The sequence below is a fragment of the Microbacterium sp. NPDC064978 genome (assembly GCF_044543605.1).
Lineage (GTDB): Bacteria > Actinomycetota > Actinomycetes > Actinomycetales > Microbacteriaceae > Microbacterium > Microbacterium meiriae.
Genome location: NZ_JBITWF010000001.1, coordinates 1,268,939 through 1,291,876 on the forward strand (window position 1 = coordinate 1,268,939; position 22,938 = coordinate 1,291,876).

Sequence of the window (22,938 nt, forward strand, 5' to 3'; positions counted from 1 at the left end):
CTGGGCTTCGACGGGCTCAGCGACCCGGTGGGTCCTGATCCCAGGAACCTGGGTCCCTGAGCCCGTCGAAGGGTTAGATCTCGTCGATCGAGGCGGCCTCGAAGCGGCTGGAGATGTTGATACCGAGTTCCTCTGCGGCGCGGAACGCCTCGTCGTCGGTGTCGCGGAGGTTGACCAGCGTGCCGTCGGCCGAGAGGACCTCGACGTTCAGGCAGAGCGACTGCATCTCCTTCATGAGCACCTTGAACGACTCGGGGATGCCGGGCTCCTGGATGTTCTCGCCCTTGACGATCGCCTCGTACACCTTGACGCGGCCGAGGATGTCGTCGGACTTGATCGTGAGGAGCTCCTGGAGGGCGTACGCCGCACCGTAGGCCTCGAGGGCCCACACCTCCATCTCACCGAAGCGCTGTCCACCGAACTGCGCCTTACCACCGAGCGGCTGCTGGGTGATCATCGAGTACGGACCGGTGGAGCGGGCGTGGATCTTGTCGTCCACCAGGTGGTGGAGCTTCAGGATGTACATGTAGCCCACGGAGATCGGCGCCGGGAACGGCTCGCCGGAGCGGCCGTCGAACAGCTGCGTCTTGCCGCTCGAGTCGATCAGGCGCAGGCCGTCACGGGTCGGGAGCGTCGAGTCGAGCAGACCGGAGATCTCCTCCTCGCTGGCACCGTCGAACACCGGGGTGGCGACCTTGGTGCCCGGCGCGGCCTCGAAGGCCTGCTGCGGCAGCTTGGCGGCCCACTCCGGGGTGCCCTCGACCTTCCAGCCCTGCTTCGCGATCCACCCGAGGTGGGTCTCGAGCACCTGGCCGAAGTTCATTCGACCCGGGATGCCGAGCGGGTTGAGGACGATGTCGACCGGCGTGCCGTCCGAGAGGAACGGCATGTCCTCGATGGGGAGGATCTTCGCGATGACACCCTTGTTGCCGTGGCGGCCGGCGAGCTTGTCACCCTCGGTGATCTTGCGCTTCTGGGCGATGTAGACCACGACGCGGCGGTTGACGCCGGAGCCGAGCTCGTCGTCGCCGTCCTCGGCGTTGAACTCCTTGACCGCGATGATCGTGCCCTGCTCGCCGTGCGGCACCTTCAGAGAGGTGTCGCGGACCTCGCGGCTCTTCTCGTTGAAGATCGCGCGGAGCAGGCGCTCCTCGGCCGACAGCTCGGTCTCGCCCTTCGGCGTGACCTTGCCGACGAGGATGTCGCCGGGGCGGACCTCGGCGCCGATGCGGATGATGCCGCGCTCGTCGAGGTCCTTCAGCAGCTCCGGGCTGACGTTGGGGAGGTCACGGGTGATCTCCTCCTTGCCGAGCTTCGTGTCGCGGGCGTCGACCTCGTACTCCTCGATGTGGATCGAGGAGAGGGTGTCGTCCTTCACCAGGTCCTGGCTCAGGATGATGGCGTCCTCGAAGTTGTAGCCCTCCCACGTCATGAACGCGACGAGGAGGTTCTTCCCGAGGGCCAGCTCGCCGTTCTCGGTGGCGGGGCCATCGGCGATGACCTCTCCGACCTCGACGCGCTCACCGGCGTTGACGACGACCTTCTGGTTGTAGGAGGTGCCCTGGTTCGAGCGGTCGAACTTGCGCAGGTGGTACTCCTGCGTGCCGCCCTCGTCGAGCATGACCACGACGCGGTCCGCGGAGACCTCGGAGACGACACCGGCCTTCTCGGCGGTGATCACGTCACCGGCGTCGATGGCGGTGTAGCCCTCCATACCGGTTCCGACGAGCGGCGAGTCGCTGCGGAGCAGCGGCACGGCCTGACGCTGCATGTTGGCGCCCATGAGCGCGCGCTGCGCGTCGTCGTGCTCGAGGAAGGGCACGAGCGAGGTCGCGACCGACACCATCTGGCGCGGCGAGACGTCGATGTAGCCGATCTCCTCCGGGAGGAACAGGTCGACCTCACCGCTGCCGCCCTTCGGGCGCGCGAGCACGTGGCTCTCGCGGAAGCGACCCTTCGCATCGAGCGGCGCGTTGGCCTGCGCGATGTTGTAGTCGACCTCCTCGGAGGCGGTCAGGTAGTCGATCTGGTCGGTCACGACACCGTCGACGACCTTGCGGTACGGGGTCTCGATGAAGCCGAACGAGTTGATGCGCGCGAAGGTCGCGAGCGCACCGATCAGGCCGATGTTCGGGCCTTCCGGGGTCTCGATCGGGCACATGCGGCCGTAGTGCGAGGGGTGGACGTCACGGACCTCGACGCCGGCGCGGTCGCGGCTCAGACCACCGGGGCCCAGAGCCGACAGACGACGCTTGTTGGTCAGACCCGCGAGCGGGTTGTTCTGGTCCATGAACTGCGACAGCTGCGAGGTTCCGAAGAACTCCTTGATCGCGGCGACGACGGGACGCACGTTGATCAGGGTCTGCGGCGTGATGGCCTCGATGTCCTGCGTGGTCATGCGCTCGCGGACGACGCGCTCCATGCGGGACAGACCGGTGCGGACCTGGTTCTGGATCAGCTCGCCGACCGCGCGGATGCGACGGTTGCCGAAGTTGTCGATGTCGTCGGTCGCGAGACGGATCTCGGTCTTCTTGCCGCCGCGGATGCCCTCGAAGGTCTCCTCGGTGCCCGCGTGCAGACGCACGAGGTACTTGATGGTGGCGACGATGTCCTGCACCGTCAGCACCGACTCCGTCAGCGGGGTGTCGAGACCCAGCTTGTGGTTGATCTTGTACCGGCCGACCTTGGCGAGGTCGTAGCGCTTCGGGTTGAAGTAGAAGTTGTCGAGCAGCGCGCGGGCGGCCTCGGCGGCGACCTGCTCGCCCGGACGCAGCTTGCGGTAGATGTCGCGCAGCGCGTCTTCCTTGGTGACGATGGTGTCCTTCGCGAGCGTCTCCTCGATCGAGGTGTAGCCGGCGAACTCCGCGAGGATCTCCTCGCTGGTCATGCCCAGCGCCTTGAGGAAGACCGTGACGGACTGCTTGCGCTTGCGGTCGACGCGGACGCCGACCTGGTCGCGCTTGTCGATCTCGAACTCGAGCCACGCGCCGCGGCTCGGGATGACGCGCGCCGACACGATGTCCTTGTCGGACGTCTTGTCGGGGGTCTTGTCGAAGTAGACACCCGGCGAGCGCACGAGCTGCGAGACGACGACGCGCTCGGAGCCGTTGATGATGAACGTGCCCTTGTCGGTCTGCAGCGGGAAGTCGCCCATGAAGACCGTCTGGGTCTTGATCTCACCCGTGAGGTGGTTCATGAACTCGGCCTCGACGTAGAGCGGGGCCGCGTACGTCTTGCCGCGCTCCTTGCACTCCTCGATGGAGTACTTCTCGGGCTCGAGGTACGGGTTCGTGAACGACAGCTGCATCGTCTCGCCGAGGTCCTCGATCGGGGAGATCTCCTCGAAGATCTCGCCCAGACCGCTGTTCTCGTTCACGTCGGTGCGACCGGCGGCCTTGGCCTCGGCCACGCGCGCCTTCCAGGCGTCGTTGCCGACCAGCCAACCGAAGGACTCGGTCTGCAGGGCGAGAAGGTCCGGGACCGTCAGCGTGTCGGAGATCTTGGCGAACGAGAGACGGGAAGCTCCGCGTCCGTTCTTGGTGGTGGTGGATGTGGATGCGTTGGGAGCAGCAGCCAAGGGAATAACCTCCGTGAGCCCCGCAGGGCTTCTCGATTCCTTTGTCGTCAGGTGGAGTGCGCTCAGAAGCTCACGAGATGCCGACCACCATATGAGGGCAGGGAGAAGCGAGCGCAACTACCAACTATAGACGCGATCTCACGACATGGCAAGCGCAATCCTTGACCAATCTTCCTCGCTGCGGTAATGGGACGGCCGAGACCCCGCCTTCGCGTCGAAACCCCGCCCTCGCCGGGGGGGCAGGGCGGGGTTTCGACGCGAAACCGGGGTCTCGGGTCAGGACGCGATGTTGAGCTCGTTGCCGGGGATCGAGGCGAGGAGGCGGCGCGTGTAGGGGTCGCGAGGGTTCGTGAAGATCTCCTCCGACGACGCGGCCTCCACGAGCTTCCCGTCCTTCATCACGCACACGTAGTCGCTGATGAGCCGCACCACCGCGAGGTCGTGCGAGATGAACAGGTAGCTCAGGCCGTACTCCCGCTGCAGGTCGCCCAGCAGCCGCAGGATCTGGTCCTGCACGAGCACATCGAGCGCCGACACGGGCTCGTCGCACACGATGAGGTCAGGCGACAGGGCCAGTGCCCGCGCGATCGCCACGCGCTGACGCTGCCCGCCGGAGAGCTCGGACGGGTAGCGCCGCAGCATCGACTGCGGCAGCGCGACGTCGTCCAGGAGCTGCCGCACGCGCTTGCGCCGGTCCGCTCCGCTCCCCCGCTTGTAGAACTCCAGCGGCTCCGCGATCAGCCGCTCGATCGTGAACATGGGGTTCAGGCTGGAGTACGGATCCTGGAAGATGGGCTGCACCCGCTGCCGGAAGTCCTTCGTCTCCGCGCGGCTCAGGGTCGAGATGTCCTTGCCCTCGTAGCGGATGAGGCCGCTCGTGGGCTCGATCACCTTGAGGAGCATGCGCGCGGTCGTGGTCTTGCCCGACCCCGACTCCCCCACGATCGCGACGGTCTCGCCGCGCGGGATCGCGAGCGAGACGCCGTCGACCGCGACGAAGTCCTCGTGCTTGCCGCGCACGGGGTACACCTTCGTGAGGTTCTCGATCTCGACGATGTTGCCCTTCGACGAGCTCAGGGACCCGGGGGCCGACGAGCTCAGGGCCCCAGGCTCACGGTGGGTCGCTGAGCCTGTCGAAGCGCCCTCCTGGGTCGCTGACCCAGCCTCCTCCTGGGTCGCTGAGCCTGTCGAAGCGCCCTGCACGAAGGCTTCCGGGCGCAGCCGTGCCACCGCGACCGACGGCGCGGCCTTCACGAGCGACTGGGTGTACGGGTGCTGCGGATCCTCGAGGATCTGCCGCGCGGGACCCTGCTCGACGACCTTGCCGCGGTGCATCACGATCACCCGCTCGGCCCGCTCGGCGGCGAGCCCGAGGTCGTGCGTGATGAGGAGCACAGCCGTGCCCAGCTCCCTGGTCATCTCGCCGATCTGGTCGAGGATGGTCTGCTGCACCGTCACGTCCAGGGCGCTGGTGGGCTCGTCCGCGATGAGCAGCCGCGGCTTGCACGCCAGACCGATCGCGATGAGCGCCCGCTGCCGCATGCCGCCGGAGAACTCGTGCGGGTACTGCTTCGCGCGGCTCTCCGGATCCGGGAGGCCGGCGGCGGTGAGCGCCTCGACGACCTTGGACTGCACGTTCTGCCGGGTGGCGAGGCCGTGGGCGAGCAGCGTCTCGGCGACCTGGGTGCCGATCTTCGCGACCGGGTTGAGGTTGGACATGGGGTCCTGCGGCACGAGGCCGATGTCCCGTCCGCGGATCGACCGCAATTCGTTCTCGGAGGCGCGGGAGATGTCCCTCCCGTCGAGTCTGATGCTGCCGGCGGCCACCTTCCCTCCGCCCGCGAGCAGCCCGATGATCGCCATCGCGGTGGTCGACTTGCCGGAACCGGACTCGCCGACGATCGCCACGGTCTCCCCGGGGCGGATCTCGAGGTCGACGCCCTCGACGGCGTGCACGACGCCGTCCATGGTGGCGAAGTCCACCGCCAGGCCCTCGACCGACAGCAGGGGCTCGTCCGCCATGCCGCTCTCCTTCGCGGCGCGCACGGCGCCCTCGTCATGGATGTTCATCGTGCCCTCGTCCTCGGGTCCATGGCCTCACGCAGCGCCTCGCCGAGCAGGGTGAAGCCCAGCGCGGTGACGGCGATGCAGATGCCGGGGAGGAACGCCAGCCACGGGGCGATCGCCAGCTCGGCCTGTGCGTACGTGAGCATGCGGCCCCACTCGGCGGTCGCGGGCCCGCCGCCGCCGAGACCGAGGAACGACAGCGCTGCCGCGTCGATGACCGCGGTCGCGAGGGTCAGGGTGCCCTGCACGATGACCGGACCGATGGCGTTCGGGAGGACGTGCGACATCGTGATCCGGCCGCGGCCGAGGCCGAGTGTCTGCGCCGACAGCACATAGTCGCTGGAGCGCTGCTGAAGCATGGACGCCCGCAGCAGGCGCGCGAAGATCGGCACCTGGGAGGCCCCGATGGCGATCATCACGGCGTACGGCGTCTGCCCGAGGATCGCGGCGATCGACACCGCCAGCAGGAGGTTCGGCACCGACAGGATGATGTCGACGACGCGCATGATGACCGTGTCGACCCAGCCGCCGAACGTGCCGGCGAGGAGTCCGAGGATCATGCCGCCGACGAGACCCATCGCGGTGGAGACGACGCCGATCAGCAGCGACGCCTGCGCGCCCCAGATGAGCTTCGACAGCACGTCGCCGCCGAACCGGTCCAGACCGAGTGGGAACTGCGGCAGCTCCCCCGGGCCGGGGATGTGCGTGGGCGTGATCTCCTTCGCCCCAGGGAGCGCGGTCTCGGGGTACGGAGCGAGGACCGGCGCGAGCACCGCGACGAGCAGGAAGAGGAGCACGATGACGGCGCCGATCCACGCCGTCGGGTTGTGCCGGAGCCGGCGGAAGACGTCGCGCCAGAAGCCGCCGCCGCCGTCCTTGAGGTCGGCCTGGGCGATCGCGACGGTGTCGATGCTCCCGCCGCTCTCGGCGGACGGGCCCTGTGCGGGTGGGAGGGCGATGCTCATGCGAGCGCCTCCTTTCGGATGAGGGAGGAGGACATCACTGCACTCTCACTCTCGGATCGATGAAGCTGTACGACACGTCCACGGCCAGGTTGATGAGGGCGTAGGCGATCGCGATGAAGATGATGAACCCCTGCAGCACCGGGAAGTCGCGCGTGAAGATCGCCCGCGCGAGGAACGACCCGATGCCGGGGAAGGCGAACACCGTCTCGGTGAGCACCGCCCCCGAGATGAGCAGTCCCGTCTGCAGACCGATCGTCGTGATGACCGGGAGCATGGCGTTCCGGAGGATGAACCGGCTGCGCAGGGTGGCGGAGCCCACGCCCTTCGCCCGCCCCGTCCGCACGTAGTCGGCGTTCTGCACCTCCAGCACGCTCGCCCTGGTGATGCGGACGATGATCGCGAGCGGGATGGTGCCGAGGGCGAGCGCCGGGAGGATCAGGTGGAGGATCGCATCCCACGCGGCGTCGAACTCCCCCGTGATGATGCCGTCCCAGACGTAGAAGCCCGTGGGATGGGTCGCATCGATCCGTGGATCCTGCCGACCGTCCGAGGGCAGCCAGCCCAGCTGCACGGCGAAGACGTACTTGAGGATGAAGGCGAGGAAGAACACCGGGATCGTGATGCCGATGAGGCTCAGCACGACCGACGCGTGATCGGTGAACTTTCCGTGGCGACGGGCCGCCCAGTATCCGAGCGGGATGCCGACCCCGATGGCGAAGATGAGCGCCGCGACGCTCAGCTCGATCGTCGCGGGGAATCGGCGGAGGAACTCCTCCGTGACCGGCCGGTTGGTCTGGATGGACGTACCGAAGTCGCCCTGCAGCAGCCGGGTGACCCAGATGAAGTACTGCTCGATGAGGGGCTTGTTGAAGCCGTAGAGCTCGTTGACCCTGGCGATGGCCTCCGGGGTGGCCTTCTCGCCGAGGAGGGCGACCGCAGGGCCGCCGGGGAGGGCCCTGACCCAGGCGAACAGCAGGATGCTGAGCCCGAACAGGGTGGGGATGAGGAACAGCAGTCGCCTGCCGATGGTGCGCAGCACAGAGTTCTCCGTCGATCAGAAGGTACGCCGTGCCCCGGTTCCGCAGGAGCGGAACCGGGGCTCGGCATATCAAATGGTCAGGCCTACTTCGTGAGGACGATGTCCGTGAAGACCTCGTCGTTCACCGGGCTGGCGGGGTAGCTCTCGACGCGCGGGTCGAAGGCGAGCGTCGGCGCCGGGTGCGCGAGCGGGACGCCGGGGATGAACTCCGCGACCATCTCGTTGATGTCCTCGTACAGCACCGTCTGGTCGTCGAGGTTGGAGACCCCGCGCGCCTCGGTCAGCGCCTGGAACAGCTCCGGGTTGTCGAAGCCCCACTCGGAGCTCTTCTGGCCGAAGAAGACGCCGACGAAGTTGTCGGTGTCGTTGTAGTCGCCGGTCCAGCCGAGCAGGTGGATGCCGTGGTCGGCGGTGCCGGTGGTGCGGTCGAGGTACTCGACCCACTCCTCGGAGACCGGGGTGGTCTCCACGCCGACCTCGGAGAGCTGCGACGACAGGACGGTGTAGATCTGCTCGGGGTCCGGCATGTACGGACGCGAGACGTTGACCGGGTAGTTGAAGTCCAGCGCCAGCGGGTTCGCCTCGTCGTAGCCCGCCTCCGCGAGGAGCTCCTTGGCCTTCTCCGGGTCGTAGTCGTAGGTCGTGACCTCGTCGTTGTAGCCGTTGACCACCGGCGGGACGAACTGCGTCGCCTTCTCGGTGCCCTCCGGGAGGACCTGACTGATCAGGGCGTCCTTGTCGATGGCGTAGGACAGCGCTTCACGCACCTTCGGGTCCTGCAGCTCCGGGATCGCCTGGTTGAAGGCGAGGTAGAGGATCGTGAACGGAGGACGCGACACCATGGTGAAGTCGTCCTCCTCCAGCGCCTTCGTGTCGGCGGGGCCCACGAGGTCGTAGCCGTCGATGGAACCCGACTCGAGCGCCTGGCGACGGGCCGTCGGGTCGTCGATGGTGCGGAAGATGATCTCGTCGATCTGGCCGGCCTCGCCCCAGTAGTCGTCGTAGGCCTTGAGCGTGACCTGCTCGCCCGGTGCCCACTCCTCGAACTGGTAGGGGCCGGTGCCGACCGGGTGTCCCATGGCGTACTCGGAGAGCTGCGGGGCCTCGGCGGTGCCGCCGACCTCGTCGGCGCCGAACTCCTGCATCGCCGAGGGGCTCTGCATGCCGAAGGCCGGCAGCGACAGCGAGGCGATGAAGCCGGCGAACGGCTTGTTCAGCTCGATGGTGACGGAGTTGTCGCCGTCCGGCGTGCACGACTTGTAGACCGCGTCCTCCGGGTTGGAGGCGTAGCCCTTGAAGAGCTTGTTGTAGTAGTACCCGAAGGCCTCGGAGGCGGCGAGACCGGTCCAGTTGTACCAGCGGTCGAAGTTGGCACAGACGGCCTCGGCGTTGAACGGGGTGCCGTCCTGGAAGGTCACACCCTCCTTCAGCGCGAAGGTGTGGGACATGCCGTCCTCGGACGACTCCCACGACTCCGCCAGCAGCGGTGCCGGGTCGGCCGTGCCGGGTTCCGTGCCCACCAGACCCTCGAAGATCTGGCGGGAGACGCGGAAGGTCTCGCCGTCCTGCGCGAACGCCGGGTCGAGGCTCGCGGGATCCGAGGAGGCGGCGAAGACGAAGGTGCCGTCGACGTCACCCGATCCTTCCGACCCGTTGTCCCCGCGCTCGCTGGCGACGCATCCGGCGAGTGCGAGAGCGGCGATGGTCGCTCCGGTGACGGCGGCGAGTCCTCGCCGAGGCATGGCTGACTGGTGCATGTGTGTATGACCTTCCCTGTCGGGCGCTTCCTTGCGCGTCTCCGGGCATCGTCGCCGCGGAGACGGTGATTCCTCGAAGGTACCCAGCGGCCCGGCGGATGCCAAGAGTCCGATGTTGCGATCCGGTATCGACGCGGGGCCGCCGTCGATCCGGTAATGTCCAGAACGTGCCGGACACCACTCCCCTCGTCGTGTGCCTGGGCGAGGGCCTGGTCGCCCTCGTCTCCGCCACCGCCGGGCCGCTCGAGACCTGCCGCACGTTCCACCGCTCCCTCGCCGGGGCGGAGTGGAACACCGCGATCGCACTCGCCTCCGCCGGCATCCGGACCGCGGTCGTGTCCCGTCGGGGACGACGGGTTCGGACGGTTCCTCACCGCCGAGCTCCGTGCGCACGGGGTCGACGACCGCGCCGTCGAGGTCGACCCGGTCGCGCCGACGGGGCTCTACGTCAAGGAGCTCTCGCCGCGGACGGACGGCGCCGTGGACGGGACCATGCACTATTACCGTGCGGGGTCGGCCGCGGCGGCGCTGTCACCGGGTTCGCTGGAGTCGCCGGTGGCGACGGAGCTGCTCGCCGCGGCAGCCCTCGTGCACACCTCCGGCATCACGCCGGCGCTCTCTCCGTCCGCACGCGCCGCCCAGGAGGCCCTGGTGGCGGCGCCCCGACCCGGCCGCCTCGTCAGCTTCGATCTCAACTGGCGCCCCGCGCTGTGGCGGGGGCGGGAGGACGAGGGGCGTGCCCTGCTCACCGACCTCGCCCACCGCGCCGACATCGTCTTCTGCACCCGGCCGGATGCCGAGGCCGTGTTCGGGACGAGCGCGCCGGACGACCTGCGGACGCTGTTCCCCGAGCCGCGGTACCTGGTCGTGACCGACCCCGCCGGTGCCGTCGCGTTCGACGGCGCGGAGCGCGCGGCCAGCGACGCCCTCGACGTACCGGTCGTGGAGACGATCGGAGCGGGCGACGCGTTCGCCGCGGGCTTCCTCGCGGGCGTCCTGACCGGTCTGACCCTGGGTGGGAGCCTGGCCCGCGCCCACCGCATCGCGACGCGCGCGATCACCAGCACGCGGGACCACGTCGACTGACCGGGCGACCTCAGTCCGCGTGACGTCCACGCCGCGGCGGGACCGCGTCGTGCGTGCGCTGCAGCGACACCGCGACGTGCTCGCCCCGGTGCTGCACGATCCGCACGAAGAGCACATCGATGAGCGCGAGCTGCGCGATGCGGCTCGACATGGCGGCCATCCGGAACGGCGACTCCTGGGCCTGGCTGAGGAGCACGACGTCGGCGATGGCCGCGAGCGGGGAGTCCGCAGCGCTCGTCACCGCCACCGCGAGTGCACCCGTGGCCCGCGCGACCTCCAGGGCGCGGACCGTCTCGGCCGTCTCGCCGCCGTGTGAGAAGGCGATCGCCACGTCGGCGGACGACCGCAACGAGGCCGCGGTGATCGCGAGGTGCGGATCGGCCGAGTGGGTCACCGAGCAGCCGATCCGGGACAGCTTGAGCTGGAGATCCTGGGCGGTCAGCGACGACGCCGCCTGCCCGAACAGGTCGATGTGCCGGGCGACGACCACCGCCCGCGCGACCCGGTCGAGGGCGTCCGCGTCCAGGGCCCGTGCCGTCTTCTCGATCGCGTCGATCTCCTGCGCGGCGAGCTTCGCGGCGATCGCGGCCGGCCCGTCGTCCCGGTCGATAGCCGTGGAATCGAGTCCGAAGCGGGCCTGCTGCGCCTGTGCGAGGGTGACCGCGCGGGCGACGGCCACCCGGAGTTCCCGATAGCCGCTGTAGCCCAACGACTGCGCGAACCGGGCGACGGTCGAGAGCGAGGTCTGGCAGAGCTGCGCGAGGTCGTTGATCGCGAGGTCCACCACGAGGGTGGGGTCCCCGAGGATCCTCTCGGCGACGCGTCCCTCCGCCGCGCTGAGCTTGGGGAGGGAGCGTCGCACCACGGCCAGAACGTCGTCGTCCATGCGCTGATCCCGTCTCAACCGGCGGCGGTCGTCCTCTGTCGGGGCACGAAGCGGCCGAGGAGCGCGTCCCGCGCGGTCTGAGCGCCGAGCCGGCTGGCGGCGCCGACCTCGACGGTGGGCAGCGGCAGCGGCTCCTGTACGGGCAGGCCGACGTTCACCACGACCGCTCCCGGATCCCGGAGCGCGGTCCGCTCGATGAGTGCGCGCTGCGCCGACTCCGCATCCGGCCGGTCCACGAGGACGACCGTCGTGCCGGTCGCCGCGGCGACCTCGTCGATCACGGCGTCCTGCTCGTCCACGGTGCGCGCGGCCACGTCGAGCCGCACCCGGACGCCGTCTCCCGCGAGCGCTTCGGCCACGTAGGAGGCGGCGCTGTCCACCGCGAGCGTCGAGCGACGTCGGGCGTCGATCACCGCCAGGGCGTCGGCGGCCTCGGGTGCGACGCCGGTCAGCGACACGGACCGACGGACGATCTCGGCGGCGTCGAACGCGGCGATCTCCTCGTCCGAGGCATCGCTCGTGCGCAGCCGGGTGGCGAGGGCCGACACCCGCGCGGCGGCCTCCTCGACGCGCTCCCGGGAGAGCGAGCCGTCACGCAGCGCGGCCACGATCCCGTCGCGGGCGGCGAGGAAGTCGCGGCGGTCCTGGTCGGGAAGGGCGGCGTCGCCGGGGTTGGTCGGGTTTCCGATGCACAGGAGGTCGGCGCCGGCGGCCAGAGCGAGGGCGGCGCCTCCTCCCAGCCCGACGGTCTCGCGGATCGCGGCCATGTCCAGCGCATCGGTGATGATGACGCCCCGGAAGCCCCACTCCCGCAGCATGCCGAGCACACGCGGGTTGAGGGTGGCCGGCTGCGCGCCCCACGCGGGAACGACGATGTGCGCGGTCATGATCGCGTCGACGCCCGCCTCGACGGCCGCCCGGAACGGCTCGAGGTGCACGCGCTCGTACTCGGCCACGTCGAGCGCGATCTCGGGAAGCGCGTGGTGCGAGTCGAGGTGGGTGTCGCCGTGACCGGGGAAGTGCTTGACGCACGCGGCGACGCCGCCGTCCTGGATGCCGTCGACCGTGGCGACGACGTGGCGCGTCACCAGCGCCTCGTCGGATCCGAACGAGCGCACGCCGATGACGGGGTTGCGCGGGTCGGTGTTGACGTCGGCGACCGGACCGAGCACCACGTTCGCACCGACGGCGCGCACGCGACGGGCGAGTTCCGCGCCGGTCCGCTCCGACGCGACCACGTCGTCGAGGGCACCGAGCTGCGCGGCGCCGGGAAGGGTCGAGCCGCTCCCGGACTCCAGCCGCGTGACGCTGCCGCCCTCCTCGTCCACGCCGATCAGGGCGTCCGGGTTCGCGTCGAGGATCTGCGCACTCAGCGCGGGCAGTCCCTCTCCGACGTTCTGTCCGAAGTACACGACTCCGGCCAGGCCGTCGCGCAGCTCCTCCACGAGCCAGGCGGGCGCCGTGGTGCCGAGGAACCCGGGCCAGAGCACGCCGTTCGCGAGGCGCTCGAGCTCGTCGGTCATCCCTTCACCGCTCCCGCGACCATGCCGGCGGAGAGCCGGCGCTGCACGATGACGAAGAAGATCATGACGGGCACGGTGATGATCGTGGAGGCGGCCATGATGCTGCCCCAGTCGTTCGAGTACAGGCCGAAGAACGACTTGAGCCCGATCGAGACCGTGTACTGGTCGGTCTGCGCGCCGAGGATCGTCATGGCGAAGATGAACTCGTTCCACGCCGTGATGAAGCTGAAGATGCTCGTCGCGACGAGGCCGGGCATCACCAGGGGCAGCAGGATGGAGCGGAACATCCGCCACCAGCTCGCGCCGTCGATGTAGGCGGCCTCCTCGAGCTCGACCGGGACGGCCGCGACGAAGCCGCGCAGCATCCAGATGCCGAACGCGAGCGACAGCGCCACGTAGACCACCATGAGGCCGATGATGCTGTTCAGCAGGCCGAGGCTCTTCACCTGGAGGAACAGCGGGATGACCAGGGCCTCGAGCGGCACCATCTGCACCACGAGGATCATCATCAGGACCGTGGTGCGGAACTTGAAGCGGAACCGCGCCACGGCGACCGCCGCGAGCAGGCAGACGATCGCGCTGACGAGCACCGTGACGAGGGCCACGATGGCGGAGTTGCGCAGGTAGGTGCCGAAGCCGCCCTCGGTGAGCACGAAGGCGAAGTTGTCCCACGTGAACTCCTGCGGGAGGAGCGACTGCCCACCGCTGGAGGCCTTGCCGTCGAACGCGCTGGAGACCATCCAGTAGACGGGGAACAGCGTGAAGATGAGGACGGCGGCGACGCCGATGCCGAGTCCGATGCGCGACCGGAGCCTGGGGCGGGGGTTCACAGCTCGTCCTCCTTCATGAGGGAGCGGATGTAGACGATCGTGATGCCGATCAGCACGAGGGTCAGCAGCACCGCGAGCGCGGCGCCGAACCCGTAGCGGTTCTGACCGAACGACTCCACGTACGACCACACGCCGAGGTTGAGCACCTGACGGTTGCCGCCGCTGCCGCCGGGCATGAGGTAGACCTGCGCGAAGACCTTGAAGTCCCAGATCGTCGACAGGATGATGACGACGGAGAAGACGGGCTTGAGCGTCGGGAAGATGATCTTCCAGAAGCGGCGCCACGCGCCGGCCCCGTCGAGCGCCGCGGCCTCGAGCATCTCCTTCGAGACGCCCAGGAGGCCGGCGAGCACGGTGATGGCCACGAACGGGAAGCCGTGGTGGACGACGTTCAGCAGCACGATCGCGTAGAACGACCACTGGTTGGTGAACCAGTTGACCTGACCGTCGATGAGGCCGAGGTCCTGCAGGACGCTGTTGAAGATGCCGCGGTCGGCATCGAAGATGAAGGTCCAGACGTACGTGCCGGTCACGGCGGGCATCGCCCACGCGACCATGATGCAGCTGGAGACGATGGTGCGCCACACGGTGCCCAGCCGCGCCAGCAGCAGCGCCACGAGGGTTCCGAGTGCGACGGTGGTGAACACCGCGACGGCCGCGAAGCCGACCGTGTTGGGGAGCACCACCGTCCACAGGGTCGGATTGGTGAGCGCCTCGGCGTAGTTGTCCAGCCCGATCCAGTTGCTCTCACCGGTGTTGATCTCGCGCAGACCGTAGTCCTGCAGCGAGTAGAGGAACACCTGCACGAGCGGCCAGAGCATCAGCCCCGCGAGGATGATCAGCCCGGGGGCGAGGAGGAGCCAGGGGCGGGCCGTGACGATCGAGAGACCCCGACGCTTCCGGCCGCCGGCCACGGAGGCGGAGGAGGGCTCCGCCTTCGTGGCCGGCAGTGGCGCTTGCACCATCGACATGGAAGGAGTGGTTCCTTACTGGTTGAGCAGTTCGGTCATCTCGGCAGCGGCGTCCTTCGTCGCGGTCGCGACGTCCTTCTGCCCGCTGAGGATGGCCTGGATCATGGCGTTGGTGGTCTTCTTCGCCTGCACGGCGCCGAAGTTCGGCGTGACCGGGACGGACGCGCCGCCGTCGACCATCTGCTCGGCGAACGGTGCGACGAGCGGGTCGGTCGAGGCGAGGGCCTCCTCCATCGCGGACTGGACGCCCGGGAAGTAGCCGGTCTCGTCGGACCACTGCTCGGCGAACTCACCGGTGGTCATGAGCTTGACGAACTCCCACGCGAGGTCGGCGTTCTTCGTGGTGTTGAACACCGACAGGTGCGAGCCGCCGAGCACGGAGGGCGCGATGCCGCCGTCCTGGCCGGGGATCACGGCGGCGCCGATCTTGCCCTCGAGCTCGGGGTTGGCCTCGATGAGGGCGTTCGGCGTCCAGGAGCCGGAGAGCATCATCGCGACGTTGCCCTGCGTGAAGGCGTCCCGGAGGTCGGTCTCCTTCCACGTGGTCGCACCGGCCGACGAGAAGCCGTGCTCGGTGGCCAGACCCGTGTAGAACTCGATGCCGGCCTGCGACTCGGCGCTGTCGAGCTCGCTGGTCCAGGTGTCGCCGTCCTTCGTGGCGATCTCGCCGCCGGCACCCCAGACCCAGGGGTAGACCTGGAACTCGGCGTCGCCCGCGACGGGGAAGGGCAGCATGTCGGGCTTGGCGGCCTTGATGGCCTCACCCGCGGCGACGATGTCGTCCCAGGTCTTCGGAGCCTCGAGACCGAGCTCCTCGAACACGTCGGTGCGGTAGACGATGGAGCGGACGCCGGCGTACCACGGCATGCCGTACAGCTCGTCCTCGTAGGTGCCGGCGACGGCGAGGCCCTCGACGAGGTCGTCGCGGAGGCCGTCCTCGGCGTCGACGTACTCGTCGAGCGGGAGGAGCGCGCCGGCGTCGGCGAACTCCGCGGTCCAGGTGGTGCCGGTCTCGGCGATGTCCGGGGTCGTGCTCCCGGCGATCGAGGTCACGAAGCGGTCGTGGGCGTCGGCCCACTGGATCTCCTCGATGGTGACCTTCGCACCGGTCTCCTCCTCGAAGGCCTCCGAGACCTTGTCGTAGAAGGCGGTCGCGTCGGGGTTGGTCCCCTTCATGATCCAGACGGTCAGCTCCTGGCCCTCGCCGTTGGTCGAGCCGTTGTCACCGCTGCCGCCGGCACAGCCGGCCAGAGCGATCGTGGCGACGGCGCCGAGCGCCACCGCCGGAAGAATGCGCTTGTGCATGGGGGGATCTCCTCTTTGAAAGTCCAGGTGTGCATCGGGTGCGTACCGGGGATAGGAAAAAGTATTCACGACTAACTAATTCCCTGCAAGTTCCTCCCAGAATCGTCACACCGCCGTAACATCAGGCCTCCGGGGTAGGCTCCCCGCATGCCCCGACGTGGATCTGACGCCGACCGCCGCCCGCTCCCCCGGCATGCCCCGCGCCCTGCACGCGGACGCGCGTCCCGCGTGCTCCGCGGGCTCGGGATCGGACTCGCCGTGGTGCTCGTCTCGACCGCGGCGGTCGCCGGGTTCCTCGTCTGGGACGTCTTCAACCGCGTGGGCGACGGGGCCGTCACCCTGGAGGGTGCACCGCAGGTCGACCCGCCCACCCTCGGCGCGTATCCCGACGACAAGGCCTTCAGCATCCTCATCGTGGGCACGGACGAATGCGGCCCGAAGGCCACCGCGCTCTTCGATGAGCGCTGCGCCGAGGCGGACGGCCTCAGTCGGAACGACGTGAACCTCCTCGTGCACGTCTCCGCCGCCCCGCGGAACGTGACCGTCGTCTCCCTCCCCCGCGACCTCGGCGTGCCCGTGCCGGAGTGCACCCGTGAGGACGGCTACGTCGCGTCGGCGATGGAGAAGGCATCGATGAACTCGCTGTTCGAGCACGCCGGCCTCTCCTGTATCGCGAAGACCGTGAGCGAACTGGGTGACATCCCCGTGGAGTTCGCCGCCAAGATCAGCTTCGACGGCGTCATGGCCGTCACCGATGCGATAGGCGGGGTCGAGGTCTGCATCGCCGGCGACGGCATCCGCGACCGCCACACGGGCATCGACTGGCCGGCGGGCATGCGGACGGTCTCGGGCGTGGAGGCGCTCCAGTTCATCCGCACCCGGCACGGCGTGGGGGACGAGAGCGACCTCGCCCGCATCTCCAATCAGCAGCAGTACATGTCGCGACTGGCCAAGAAGGTGCTGAGCGAGGAGACGCTGACCGACATCCCCAAGGTCCTGCGGCTGACGAACGCCATCGCCGACAACATCGACCCCAGCGACGAGCTCGCCGACCCGCTGCGGCTGGCGCAGCTCGCCCTCGCTCTCAAGGACGTGAGGTTCGGCGACTTCGCCTTCGTGCAGTACCCGAACGTCGTCGACCCGTTCGACGACGACAAGGTCGTGCCCGACGAGGACGCCGCCGCCGCGCTCTGGGATGCGGTGCGGGCCGGCAAACCGCTGCAGCTCACCGGAGACGTGACGACGCACCGCGGCGTGGAGCTCGTCACCCCCGCTCCCACGGCGCCCACGGCCCCGGAGTCGGACCCCGGTCCCGAGGCGACCGCAACGCCGGATGCCCGCGCGACCCTCCCGCCGGAGGTCTCGGGCCAGACCCTCGAGCAGGAGACCTGCGCGGTGGGCAACCAGCGCTGACCGGAGTCGGGCGCGGCGTAGGCTCGACGACATGGGACGGACGCGATCACGGGATGCCGAGCACCCGCAGACCCGTCTCGACCACGGCGGCATCGCCCGCATCCTCCCCTCCGAGTTCACGAGCGGCTTCGAGCTCGTGGTCGACGACACCCCGCAGTCCCATGTCGATCTGGACGACCCCACCCACCTGCACTTCGAGTACATCGTGCGGATGGGCGCCGTGATCGACCAGCTCCGCCCCGGACCGCTCACGGCCGTCCACCTCGGCGCCGGCGCCCTGACGATCCCCCGCTACATCGACGCGACGCGGCCGGGGTCCCGTCAGCAGGTCATCGAGCTGGAGGCCCCGCTCGTCCAGCTCGTCCGCGAGCACCTCCCGCTGCCGAAGGGGGCGGCGATCCGCCTGCGCATCGGCGATGCCAGGGAGGGAGTCCGCAAGCTCCCGGCCGCCCTGCACACCGCCTGCGATCTCGTCGTCTCCGACGTGTACTCGGGCGCGCAGACCCCCGCCCACCTCACGAGCGTGGAGTTCTACCGCGAGCTCGCCGCGCTGCTCGCGCCCGGCGGGGTGCTGCTGGTCAACGTCGCCGACGGCCCCGGTCTCGCGTTCGCCCGTCGACAGGCCGCGACGATCGCCGAGGTCCTTCCGGAGATCGGCATCCTCGCCGACACCCAGGTGCTCAAGGGCCGCCGCTTCGGCAATCTCGTGCTGGCGGCATCCGCCGCGCCGCTGCCGACGGAGTGGCTGCCGCGGATACTGGCCGCCGGCCCGCACCCCGCGAAGATCGCCCAGGGGGACGAGGCCCGCGCCTTCCTCCAGGGGGCCCGCATCGTCACCGATGCCGACGCGGTCGCCTCCCCGCGCCCGGATGCGTCGCTGTTCCTGCGCTGACCGGGCGCGCCGCCCCGAGGAGCGCGGAAGCGGCAGGCAGACTGGACGGGGACAGTCGCGGGGACGCGCGGAAGGAGAGCAATGAGTTTGATCCGGGGATACGACCAGGAGAGCCTCCGCGAACGCGTCGACCTCGATGAGTGCGCCGCCCGCCTGGACGAGATCGAGGAGCAGCGGAGCCTTCCCGCCCTGCTCGAGCGCGTGTGGCTGCTGAAGGTGCTCGGTCGCCTCGACGACGCCCTCGTCCTCGCCGACGAGGCCGTGCGGCAGGCCCGCATGGCCGGCACGCGCAAGGACGTGCTCCGCGCCCGCGTGCTCCACGCCACGATCCTGCAGTACCGCGGGGCCCACGCCGCCGCCGAGCAGGAGCTGGCCACCTGCGCCACGGAGGCCGAGGGCCAGCGTTGGCTGTCGATCGCCGCGTTCGCCTACCAGCACCACGGCAAGAACGCCTACGACGCGGGAGACTACGAGACCGCGCGGGAGAGCTTCAAGCAGTCGCTGTTCCTGCGGCGCGAGTCCGGCGCCGAGGACCGCGAGCTCGAGACGGTGCTGCTGGCCATCGAGGCCGTGGAGCGTCGTCGTCCGGCGCAGCTCGTCGCGGGCTGACGCCGATGCGCCTGAGTGTCCGCGGCATGCCTTAGCCTGAGCGCATGGCGGAACTTGACCGCGTGCGCGTCTGGGGCGAGGCACTGATCCGGTTGCATCTCGACGACAGCTGGTCGTTCGACTTCGACCATGCCAAGCGTCGCGCCGGGCAGTGCGACTACACGCGCAAGCGCATCACCGTGTCGCGGTACCTCGCCGCCCGTTTCGAGGACGACGACATCCATCAGGTGCTGCTGCACGAGGTCGCGCACGCGCTCGCCGGGCACAAGGCGGCGCACGGTCCGGCGTGGAAGCGCGTGGCGCGCGACCTGGGCTACGTCGGCGGTACGACGCATCACGGGGAGACCGCGGTCGAGCTCGCCCCCTGGGTGGGGCGATGCCCGGCCGGACACGTCACGTACCGCCACCGGCGCCCGACGCGAGCCACGTCCTGCGCCCGGTGCTCCCGCACATTCGACGCGCAGCATCTGTTCGCCTGGACGCGTCGTGAGATCACCACCGACGCCCGGCTCGCGGCGCAGGCGCCGCGCTGAGTCCTGCCGGAGCGGCGCGAGCGGAGCCGTGTCAGGCCGACGGGCCGCCGGGACGGGCCTGCTCATCGGAGGCGGATCGGTTCTCCTCATCGGGCGTGTGCGCCTCATCCGGCGCCACCTCTTCAGCGACCGGTGCGGCCTCCGGAGCGGGCACGGCGGAGTCCTCCCCCGTCGCAGCCGCCGCGGTCACGCGTCGGCGACGGACGAGCGCGGTGAGCCCACGCCAGCCGAGCAGGAACACGCCGAGCACGAGCGTCGCCACGATGATGAAGGGCAGCTCCGCGGTGTCTCCGCTGAGCAGCCGCAGCAGCATGCCGCCGACGACCGTCACCGCCCAGACCACCGCGCCCCACGGCAGCGACCACGGCCGACGCGGGCGCCCGGGGAGCAGCGCCGCGACAGCGTGCCCGAGCAGCAGGGCGACGAGGAAGGGCCAGGCCGTGAGAAGGAACCCTGCCGGGTCCTCCTGGTGGGAGGCCCGGCCGATGGCGGCGAAGACGAGGACGAGGACGGCGTCGACGAGGAGAGCGGGGAGGAACCTCATTCCTCGACCCTACGCGGAAGGCGCGCTCACTCGTAGCGCGTGAACCGCCCGTCGCGCAGGACGGGGACGGTGTCCGCGGCATCGAGGACGGCCGCGTCGGCGGTGCTGGTCGGCTCCAGTCCGGCGGCCCGGATCCGATCGGTGGCCGGGACGCCGGCCTGCAGCTCGCGTCCGGAACCCGTCGCCCCGATCAGGTGCTTCACCGCGCGCCGCAGGGCACGGAAGCCCTCCGCTGCCACGGCCGCGTCCGGCGCCGTGTGGTCGATGCCGAGATCGGTCAGAGCCGCGGCGATCGCGCCGGCCCCGAGCTGGTCCTCCACCGCGACGCGCAGCTCCCCCGCGGCGTCGAGCTCCCCCGCCGGGATGAGTGCCACCGAGGTGCGGCCCTGCCGGCGCTCCTGCTCGACCTGCACGGCCCTGGCCACGGCACCGGCGTTGCGGATCGCCCCCAGCAGGACGGTGGCCCCGGTCGAGGCGGCGGCATCGGCCACCGCCGCCCCGTTCCGCGACCATCCGAGGGCTGTCGAGAGGTCGACGTTCGTTCCCGCGGCCACCGCGTCGACGACCGTCGAGGAGAACCGGAGGACGTCGATCACCACGACGACGTCGGCCGGGGCGAGGCGGGCGAGCCCTGACACCCCCCAGTCGAGTCGGACCTGGTACGGGGACTGATCGAACGGCGACGGCATCCGTCCAGCCTAGAGCCGTCAGTCGGCGGCGAGCGCCTCGACCGGAGCCACCCTGGTCGCCAACCGGGTGGGCGTCGCGGCGGCCACGAGGGTGAGGAGCGCCGTCGCGGCGACGATGATCACCACGGGGAGCCACGGCACCTGCGGAGCGATCAGCCCTGCGGGCGTGAACTCCGGCAGGACCGGCACGGAGCCCAGCAGCGACTGGGCCGCGATCCACCCGTAGAGCACCCCGAGCACGAGCCCGGTGAGGGTGGCTGCCACCGTGATGTGCGTCGCCTCCAGCAGCACCATGCGGCGCACCTGCCGGTTGGACAGGCCGATCGAGCGCAGCAGCCCCAGCTCGCGACGACGCTGCACGACGCCGATGGTGAGGAGGTTGACGAGGCCGACCGCCGCGATCACCGCGGAGACCGCGACGAGCACCATCATGATCGCCGCGAAGGCGTCGTAGGGCGCGAAGAACTCGGCCGGGATCTCCTCCGTGGTCTGGCTCGTCATGAGGCGCTTCGACGACTCCAGCGCCACCGCGAACATCGTCACCAGGGTCACGCCCATGACGACGCCGATGGCCATCCGCGACGACCGCTCCGGGTACCGCAGGGCGTTCTCGGCCGCGAGACGGGCGGTCGCGCTCGACCCGAACATCCGCCCCACGAGCCGGAGCACCGGCGGCATGAACAGCACGGACCCCAGGGCCAGCCCGGTGAAGGAGAGGATGCCGCCGAAGAACGCGACCACGACCCCGAGCGGCGTGACGAGGCCGAGGACGACCCCGCCCGCGAGCAGAGCAGCGCCGGAGATCAACAGCACCCAGGCCCCGACATGGCGGCCCTTCCGCCCGGAGACCTCGTCGCGCGTGCGCTCCACCGCGCCGCCCAGAGCCTGCAGGGGGGTCACCGCGAGGACGCGGCGGGAGCCCACCCATGCGGCGGCCCACGTGGTGAGCGCGACGCCGACCGCCGGAAGGGCGAGAGCGGGCTGCGCGAGCGAGAAGGACGACGGCGCGGTGGCGACGAGCTGTCCGCCGAGCTGCACCGCGGCCGCGGAGAGGAGGAGGCCGGCGAGCAGCCCCAGCCCTGCTCCGAGGAGCCCGACGACGAGGCCCTGCCGGCCGACCTGCGCCCGCTGCGATCGCGCCGTCGCCCCGATGAGACGCATCAGCGCGATCTGCCGTGTGCGTCCCGCGATGATCGTCGAGAACGTGTTCGCCGTGACGATCGCCGCCACGTACATCGCCACCGCCGTGAGCAGCACCGACAGGATCGCGACGACGACCGCGAGCGTGCCGCTGTCGCCGATGAACGGATCGGCCTGGAGCACGGCGCCGATGTAGGCCGTGATCTCGACGAGGAACACCCCGAACGCCGACGACAGCGCGGCGACGAGGACGCTCGCGCCCATGCCGCGGTCGCGGAGCCAGGCCAGCCGGGGTCCGGTCGTCCGCGTCTCCGGGACGACCGTGGTGAGCGCGGTCATGCCGACACCTCCGCGGCGAGCATGTACGCGGAGATCTGCTCCGCGGTCTGCCGCGGGTGGTCTGCGACGATGCGCCCATCGCCGAGGTAGAGCACCCGGTCGGCGTGGCTGGCCGCGATCGCGTCGTGCGTGACCATCGCGATGGACTGGCCGTGCTCCCGGCTGGCGGAGGCGAGCAGGCGCAGCACCTCCCGTCCGGTCTGGGAGTCGAGGTTGCCCGTGGGCTCGTCCGCGAACACCAGGTCGGGGGCGGTGGCGAGGGCGCGGGCGATCGCGACGCGCTGCTGCTGTCCGCCCGAGAGCTGGTGCGGCCGGTGCCCGAGGCGCTTGCCGAGGCCGAGCGTCTCGATGAGACCGTCGATCCGTGCCCGCTCGATGGCGCTGGGCCGACGGCCGTCGAGCTCGAACGGCAGCAGGATGTTGCCGAGGGCGTCGAGCGTGGGGACGAGGTTGAACGCCTGGAAGATGAACCCGACGCGGCGGCGGCGCAGGATCGTCAGGTCGAGGTCGCCGAGGCCGGTGATCTCGGTGTCGCCGATCCACGCTCGCCCCTCCGTCGGGCTGTCGAGGCCGGCCATGATGTGCATGAGGGTGGACTTGCCGGATCCGGACGGGCCCATGATGGCGGTGAACTGTCCGCGGCGGATGCCGACGCTCACATCGTCGAGCGCGCGGACGGTGCCCTCGCCCGAACCGTAGGTCTTCTTCAGGTGCTGGACGCGGGCGGCGAGCCCGAGGTCGGTGGTCGTGATCTCCATGCTTCCGACGCTATT

19 protein-coding genes are annotated in these 22,938 nt (G+C 70.0%); 5 read left to right on the forward strand and 14 right to left on the reverse strand.

Annotated elements, in window-relative coordinates; all coding sequences use genetic code 11:
* Window positions 1–73: 73 nt before the first annotated feature.
* The 5 genes from ACIGJI_RS06360 to ACIGJI_RS06380 form a co-directional block, all read right to left on the reverse strand.
* A complete protein-coding gene (locus ACIGJI_RS06360; protein WP_259952987.1) occupies window positions 74–3,577 on the reverse strand; it encodes a DNA-directed RNA polymerase subunit beta in 3,504 nt (1,167 codons plus the stop codon).
* Window positions 3,578–3,853: 276 nt separating this feature from the next.
* The gene (locus ACIGJI_RS06365) at window positions 3,854–5,647 is read right to left on the reverse strand and encodes an ABC transporter ATP-binding protein (protein ID WP_363445478.1); all 1,794 of its coding nucleotides are present in this window, start codon (window positions 5,645–5,647) and stop codon (window positions 3,854–3,856) included.
* A complete protein-coding gene (locus ACIGJI_RS06370) occupies window positions 5,644–6,609 on the reverse strand; it encodes an ABC transporter permease (protein WP_071327550.1) in 966 nt (321 codons plus the stop codon). The genes ACIGJI_RS06365 and ACIGJI_RS06370 overlap by 4 nt, the downstream gene beginning before the upstream one ends.
* Before the next feature lie 34 nt (window positions 6,610–6,643).
* Window positions 6,644–7,648, reverse strand: a complete 1,005-nt coding sequence (locus ACIGJI_RS06375) for an ABC transporter permease (protein WP_060922593.1) — start codon at window positions 7,646–7,648, stop codon at window positions 6,644–6,646.
* An 83-nt stretch (window positions 7,649–7,731) separates the two neighbouring features.
* Window positions 7,732–9,405: an ABC transporter substrate-binding protein gene (locus ACIGJI_RS06380; RefSeq protein ID WP_363445474.1), complete on the reverse strand. Its 1,674-nt coding sequence runs from the start codon at window positions 9,403–9,405 to the stop codon at window positions 7,732–7,734.
* A 156-nt stretch (window positions 9,406–9,561) separates the two neighbouring features.
* Here ACIGJI_RS06380 and ACIGJI_RS06385 point away from each other — a divergent pair, with 156 nt between their 5' ends.
* Window positions 9,562–10,491, forward strand: coding sequence for a sugar kinase (locus ACIGJI_RS06385; protein WP_366244653.1), 930 nt, complete (start codon window positions 9,562–9,564; stop codon window positions 10,489–10,491).
* Window positions 10,492–10,501: 10 nt separating this feature from the next.
* On the opposite strand, the gene ACIGJI_RS06390 is transcribed toward ACIGJI_RS06385, so the two are convergent.
* Genes ACIGJI_RS06390 through ACIGJI_RS06410 form a run of 5 tightly spaced genes read right to left on the reverse strand, consistent with a single transcriptional unit; the run spans window position 10,502 to window position 16,006 of the window.
* Window positions 10,502–11,377, reverse strand: coding sequence for a MurR/RpiR family transcriptional regulator (locus ACIGJI_RS06390; RefSeq protein WP_259952981.1), 876 nt, complete (start codon window positions 11,375–11,377; stop codon window positions 10,502–10,504).
* A gap of 14 nt (window positions 11,378–11,391) precedes the next feature.
* Entirely contained in the window at window positions 11,392–12,900 is a 1,509-nt protein-coding gene (locus tag ACIGJI_RS06395; protein WP_363445470.1) for a glycoside hydrolase family 3 N-terminal domain-containing protein, read from the reverse strand.
* Window positions 12,897–13,730 (reverse strand): carbohydrate ABC transporter permease, encoded by an 834-nt coding sequence (locus ACIGJI_RS06400; RefSeq protein ID WP_187663354.1) that lies wholly within the window; start codon window positions 13,728–13,730, stop codon window positions 12,897–12,899. Before ACIGJI_RS06400 ends, ACIGJI_RS06395 begins: the two co-directional genes overlap by 4 nt.
* Window positions 13,727–14,701: a carbohydrate ABC transporter permease gene (locus ACIGJI_RS06405; RefSeq protein ID WP_187663353.1), complete on the reverse strand. Its 975-nt coding sequence runs from the start codon at window positions 14,699–14,701 to the stop codon at window positions 13,727–13,729. The genes ACIGJI_RS06400 and ACIGJI_RS06405 overlap by 4 nt, the downstream gene beginning before the upstream one ends.
* A 15-nt stretch (window positions 14,702–14,716) precedes the next feature.
* Window positions 14,717–16,006, reverse strand: coding sequence for a sugar ABC transporter substrate-binding protein (locus ACIGJI_RS06410; protein WP_259952977.1), 1,290 nt, complete (start codon window positions 16,004–16,006; stop codon window positions 14,717–14,719).
* Window positions 16,007–16,153: 147 nt separating this feature from the next.
* On the opposite strand from ACIGJI_RS06410, the gene ACIGJI_RS06415 reads away from it, so the two are divergent.
* The 4 genes from ACIGJI_RS06415 (at window position 16,154) to ACIGJI_RS06430 (ending at window position 19,453) form a co-directional block, all read left to right on the forward strand.
* Window positions 16,154–17,419: an LCP family protein gene (locus tag ACIGJI_RS06415; RefSeq protein WP_363445468.1), complete on the forward strand. Its 1,266-nt coding sequence runs from the start codon at window positions 16,154–16,156 to the stop codon at window positions 17,417–17,419.
* A 31-nt stretch (window positions 17,420–17,450) separates the two neighbouring features.
* Window positions 17,451–18,311 (forward strand): fused MFS/spermidine synthase, encoded by an 861-nt coding sequence (locus ACIGJI_RS06420; protein ID WP_363445466.1) that lies wholly within the window; start codon window positions 17,451–17,453, stop codon window positions 18,309–18,311.
* Between the two features lie 81 nt (window positions 18,312–18,392).
* Entirely contained in the window at window positions 18,393–18,920 is a 528-nt protein-coding gene (locus tag ACIGJI_RS06425; protein ID WP_187663349.1) for a hypothetical protein, read from the forward strand.
* A 44-nt stretch (window positions 18,921–18,964) separates the two neighbouring features.
* On the forward strand, window positions 18,965–19,453 hold the full coding sequence (locus ACIGJI_RS06430; RefSeq protein WP_187663348.1) for a SprT-like domain-containing protein: 489 nt from the start codon (window positions 18,965–18,967) through the stop codon (window positions 19,451–19,453).
* Between the two features lie 31 nt (window positions 19,454–19,484).
* Here ACIGJI_RS06430 and ACIGJI_RS06435 read toward each other — a convergent pair whose 3' ends face one another.
* Genes ACIGJI_RS06435 through ACIGJI_RS06450 form a run of 4 tightly spaced genes read right to left on the reverse strand, consistent with a single transcriptional unit; the run spans window position 19,485 to window position 22,923 of the window.
* A complete protein-coding gene (locus tag ACIGJI_RS06435; protein WP_363445464.1) occupies window positions 19,485–19,997 on the reverse strand; it encodes a DUF3054 domain-containing protein in 513 nt (170 codons plus the stop codon).
* A 26-nt stretch (window positions 19,998–20,023) separates the two neighbouring features.
* A complete protein-coding gene (locus ACIGJI_RS06440) occupies window positions 20,024–20,686 on the reverse strand; it encodes a 2-phosphosulfolactate phosphatase (RefSeq protein WP_363445462.1) in 663 nt (220 codons plus the stop codon).
* A gap of 18 nt (window positions 20,687–20,704) precedes the next feature.
* Complete coding sequence (locus ACIGJI_RS06445; protein WP_259952970.1) at window positions 20,705–22,165, reverse strand: ABC transporter permease; 1,461 nt, start codon at window positions 22,163–22,165, stop codon at window positions 20,705–20,707.
* The gene (locus ACIGJI_RS06450) at window positions 22,162–22,923 is read right to left on the reverse strand and encodes an ABC transporter ATP-binding protein (protein ID WP_136051761.1); all 762 of its coding nucleotides are present in this window, start codon (window positions 22,921–22,923) and stop codon (window positions 22,162–22,164) included. Before ACIGJI_RS06450 ends, ACIGJI_RS06445 begins: the two co-directional genes overlap by 4 nt.
* Between the last annotated feature and the right edge of the window lie 15 nt (window positions 22,924–22,938).